The following is a 4,039-nucleotide window of genomic DNA, read 5'->3' as shown; positions in this document are numbered from 1 at the left end:
ATTATATAGAGTATTATTTATTTAATATGTCTATGAGTACAACTAATGATTTATATAAAATAAATTTATTAACTTTAGTCCACCCTTATATTAAAAAACTTATTAAATTTGATGATCAAAATAAAACAGAATTATTTAAAACTCTAAAGACTTATCTAGAAAACAACAGAAATGCCAATGATACGTCTATTCAACTAAATATACATAGAAGCACATTCTTTTACCGTTATAATAAAATTCAAGGTTTACTTGATATATCATTAGGAAACAATAATAACCTATTCAAATTAGAACTATCATTTAAAATTTTAGATTATAATACATTAACGAAATCCAAATTATAGATTTTTTGCGGGTTTGATTGTAACGCTACCCCGTGACAATAAAAAAACACGACCATCTGCAAGTAGCTATTCAAGCCACATATAGATGGTCGTGAATTTTATGGTGGAGGCGAAGCGTGACTTTTGAAATCCACCAATATTTATTAAAATTTAATCATTTTGCGACACTCTCTTATAGTTTATGCTTGCTCCCATAAAGCAACTGCTTTTTGAGTATCAAGTTCTATGTTTAGTTGTTCTAATTCTTCCTGTAAATTATTCATTTGCTTTTTGGAATTAGAAAGATTGACCAAAGCTTGTTCATATTCATCTAAATAGTAACCAATATCACTTGAATTAGCAGCAAATAATTTATCAGAAAAACTTGTCCTTTTACTCCTGTCATATCCATATTGGATTAATAATTCATTAATCATTTTTTCTTGTTCTTTAATAAATACAGCTATTTTATTTCTTATGAAAGCAGAATCTAAATTCTCATCATTATATCTAAATTCTTCATTTGATAACTTACTAATATTATTTTCTACAACATTGGTAATGCTAACCATATGCTTTTTTATCTCTTTTATTTTTTCTAATCCAAGTTCATTAGTTATATTAAATTGTGTCTTCACTGTTTGTTCGATATCATTCTTACAATGTTGTATTAACGTTCTACCTGCTGTTTTCATAACCTCTTCTTTTAATTTCGTAAATATATCTAAAAACTCTTTATAATTACTTTTGGAAATATTTAAGTTTTTCTCTGTTATTTTCAACTTTTTTTCTAATGGCCAATTATTTTGTATCAGACTTATACATTCCCATTCAGAATTAATAATTTGATGTATTTGGGTTGAGAAAAATTTTTCCGTTAATCTCTTTTCTATTACGGGAGCATCAGTAAACGAATCTTTATTAACATGATAACAATATAATCCATCTTTATTTTCTTTATTGAAAGAAATGTCAGTCCCCCTAAATCCATTTAATAAATATTCAATATATTGTTCTTCAATTGATATTATTTTAGCTTTGTTATATGGAATGATTCTCTGAACTAATATTTGTTTAATCTTTGTTTCTAGAGTATCCATTTTTATATAATAATAATAACTTGCCATTTATATTTACTCCTTTCTATACTTTAATTAATCTAGATATCAAATAAATTTACATTACATATTAAACTCATTACTAGGTATACACCGTCGCCTAAATAATATATAATAAAATCCTCCATTTTCTTTTAATCGCTTAACTTTTAACTTAATCAAAATACTCATCTCCTTATATTTGAATTTTATCATATTTCTTCTAAAAGGTCTTTTCTGTTTTTTTATTCTTAAAATAGATTATGATAATAATATTTTTGCTGTCTCCAGAGAATGTTATTCAAATCCTTAAATGTACACCTTTCTGGACTTCTATAAAATGATTATATTTTGGTTTTTCTTTATCTATTGTTCTATTTGAGCGACTTATTATTATGTGAAAAATTCCCCAAAGCAACTTTGGGGAACATATAAAACACATTCTCAAATCTTCAAAACCCCACTGAAACTTACTTCATCATGGTCTCTTCGAACTATTAATTTATAAATATAATTTTCATAAACTCCTAAACTACTGTATTTCTATGTTGTATACTAAGCTAGTAACTCCTCTATGATTTCTCTAAACTCTCTGGAATCCAAATCTTTTAAGCATTCATAAACTTGAATCGTTTGATTTGTTAATTTGGACAATCCTACATTTTTATCTAAATAACTATACATTGCTTTTCTCATTCTTAAGCTACCTTTGCTCATTCCAAGTTTATTAGAAATTTCATTATAAGAGTAATTAATTTCTTTAGTACTATACTTATATAGGTAAAATGCTACAATGTCATCAACAATAGACCATTCATGCATTTTTTCATTCATATCCCCTCCATTTATTCGTTATGCTTTTATTATATATTTCTTATATTATTGTAATCAAATATGATGATAACTACTTTCTCATATACTCACTATAGCAACAACCAATGAAATGCCTAGCTAAATCCTTTAAATCACTTTTTTAAATCTTTAAGTGATTTTTAATAATTTACACATAATAACTAGCAAACTTTCGCTAAACGCACCTTAAGCGCAAAAAAAGAACTATACCAAGAATACTTTAATATAGTTCTTTGCATGTCAGCAAAAAATACCCACTTATAAGCTAAGATTAATCTAGTAACTTTATAACTAATTCTCTAAATTCATTAGCATTTAAATCTTTAAGCATTCAAATACCTTACATGTTTGTTTTGATACGTCAGCTAGTCCTTTTCCAACTTCCATTAGTGATTAGAAATTTTCCCTCTCATCTTTAACTTATCTATTGTCATTTCAATTTTATTATCTATTTCATTATAGGTATAATTAATTTCATTACTACTATACTTCTATAAGTAAAATGCTATTATGTTATCACTTATGGACGATTTATGTCTTTCTTCGATCATTCTCCCCCTTAATTAATATAGTTTTATTATATAGCTTGCACTAAGCATGAGCAAAAAATTCAATCCCATTTTTTTAAATCGGTTCTATACTTAGCCTTATGAAATCTTTTAATTAGTTACTAATTATTTTATATTAATTATTCTTTTTATATGAAAAATCTTCATAAAGTTTATTAAAAGCCTTAATACCAATAGCTTTAGCTGTATTTTCATAATAATACTCTTTTAACTCTTCTACTTTTGTTATAGGCATTTCATACTGGATTATAATCGTTTTACTTTCAAAGTATACTTTATTCTCTTTTATAAACTTTATTACTTCTGTAAATAGTTCTTCTTTATTTTCTATAAATTTCAATTTTTCTCCATAATAACTAATCTCTACTATACAATCTGTATACGTATGTTTAGCCTCATTCAACAAATTCCATTTAACTTCTTCTTTACTCTTCTCTCTGTTATATATCATATAATTATTTATAAACAAATCTATTCCTGAAATATCATCTTTGCTTCCTTTATATAAATCTACTTGATAACTACCTAAGATTTTACACGAACTTATTTTTTCTGCCTCAATATTCTTTGCTGTTACTTTTCTTTCATTTACTAAAATTATAAGTTCTCCTTTTTTTATAAATTTACTATATATTCTACCCAATCTCGCTAGAATATTATCTATAGTATAACTATTGATTATTTCTTTATTTATATTATTATCTAAATCACTTATAAAGATATTAGTTCCCTCAGTTACCTCTGGATTATAATCTATATTTTCACTTTGAGATGTTAACTCCTCACCGCCTAACTTAATGTCCAATGAAAACTTTCTAGAACATCCATTTCTATTTGAAAATATATCTATCTTATTTCCAAGTCTAAAGAATGATTTTTTCATACCTAATCCTGAAATATTCTCTCCCTTATCCATGCCTATTCTAAATATTTCTTTATCTGTTAGATTACCATGAATTCCACCACTATTATCACTTATCATTATTAAATTCTCAAATATATTCATACTTACCTCGCAAGGATTTTCACTTGTTGTTATTTCTTCTCTAGCATTTATGGAATTATCTATGAACCTACTTAAAGATTTTGAGATATCCTCTTTCTCTACTAAATATCTTTTCAAGAAGTTTTTATTAATGATAACTTTACTATAATTAATCATAATTCACCTTATATATCGTAATTTAATATTACTATA

General features: G+C 25.4%; 4 protein-coding genes. 1 reads left to right on the top strand and 3 read right to left on the bottom strand.

Translation table 11 applies throughout. The annotated features are described in order from the left end of the window. On the top strand, positions 1 to 344 hold a 344-nt coding region (locus CLCHR_RS23885), incomplete at its 5' end, for a helix-turn-helix domain-containing protein (protein ID WP_169896877.1). A gap of 179 nt (positions 345 to 523) precedes the next feature. Here the strand turns inward: CLCHR_RS23885 and CLCHR_RS23880 are convergent. The 3 genes from CLCHR_RS23880 to CLCHR_RS23870 all read right to left on the bottom strand — a co-directional run bounded on the left by CLCHR_RS23880 (position 524) and on the right by CLCHR_RS23870 (position 4,003). Beyond that, positions 524 to 1,450 (bottom strand): hypothetical protein, encoded by a 927-nt coding sequence (locus tag CLCHR_RS23880; protein ID WP_079442433.1) that lies wholly within the window; start codon positions 1,448 to 1,450, stop codon positions 524 to 526. 525 nt (positions 1,451 to 1,975) lie between these two features. Beyond that, positions 1,976 to 2,254, bottom strand: a complete 279-nt coding sequence (locus CLCHR_RS23875; RefSeq protein ID WP_079442432.1) for a hypothetical protein — start codon at positions 2,252 to 2,254, stop codon at positions 1,976 to 1,978. 702 nt (positions 2,255 to 2,956) lie between these two features. After that, complete coding sequence (locus tag CLCHR_RS23870) at positions 2,957 to 4,003, bottom strand: ATP-binding protein (RefSeq protein WP_079442431.1); 1,047 nt, start codon at positions 4,001 to 4,003, stop codon at positions 2,957 to 2,959. Between the last annotated feature and the right edge of the window lie 36 nt (positions 4,004 to 4,039).

Origin of the sequence: Clostridium chromiireducens, from assembly GCF_002029255.1 — a bacterium.
Classification (GTDB): Bacteria; Bacillota; Clostridia; order Clostridiales; family Clostridiaceae; genus Clostridium; species Clostridium chromiireducens.
Note: the sequence above shows the minus strand (reverse complement) of the source record. Positions and strands in the feature narration are given on the sequence as shown.

Bases quoted from the DNA above. Each gene is read 5' to 3' on its own strand.
- CLCHR_RS23875 (WP_079442432.1), bottom strand. From the start codon at position 2,254: ATGAATGAAAAAATGCATGAATGGTCTATTGTTGATGACATTGTAGCA.
- CLCHR_RS23870 (WP_079442431.1), bottom strand. From the start codon at position 4,003: ATGATTAATTATAGTAAAGTTATCATTAATAAAAACTTCTTGAAAAGA.
- CLCHR_RS23880 (WP_079442433.1), bottom strand. From the start codon at position 1,450: ATGGCAAGTTATTATTATTATATAAAAATGGATACTCTAGAAACAAAG.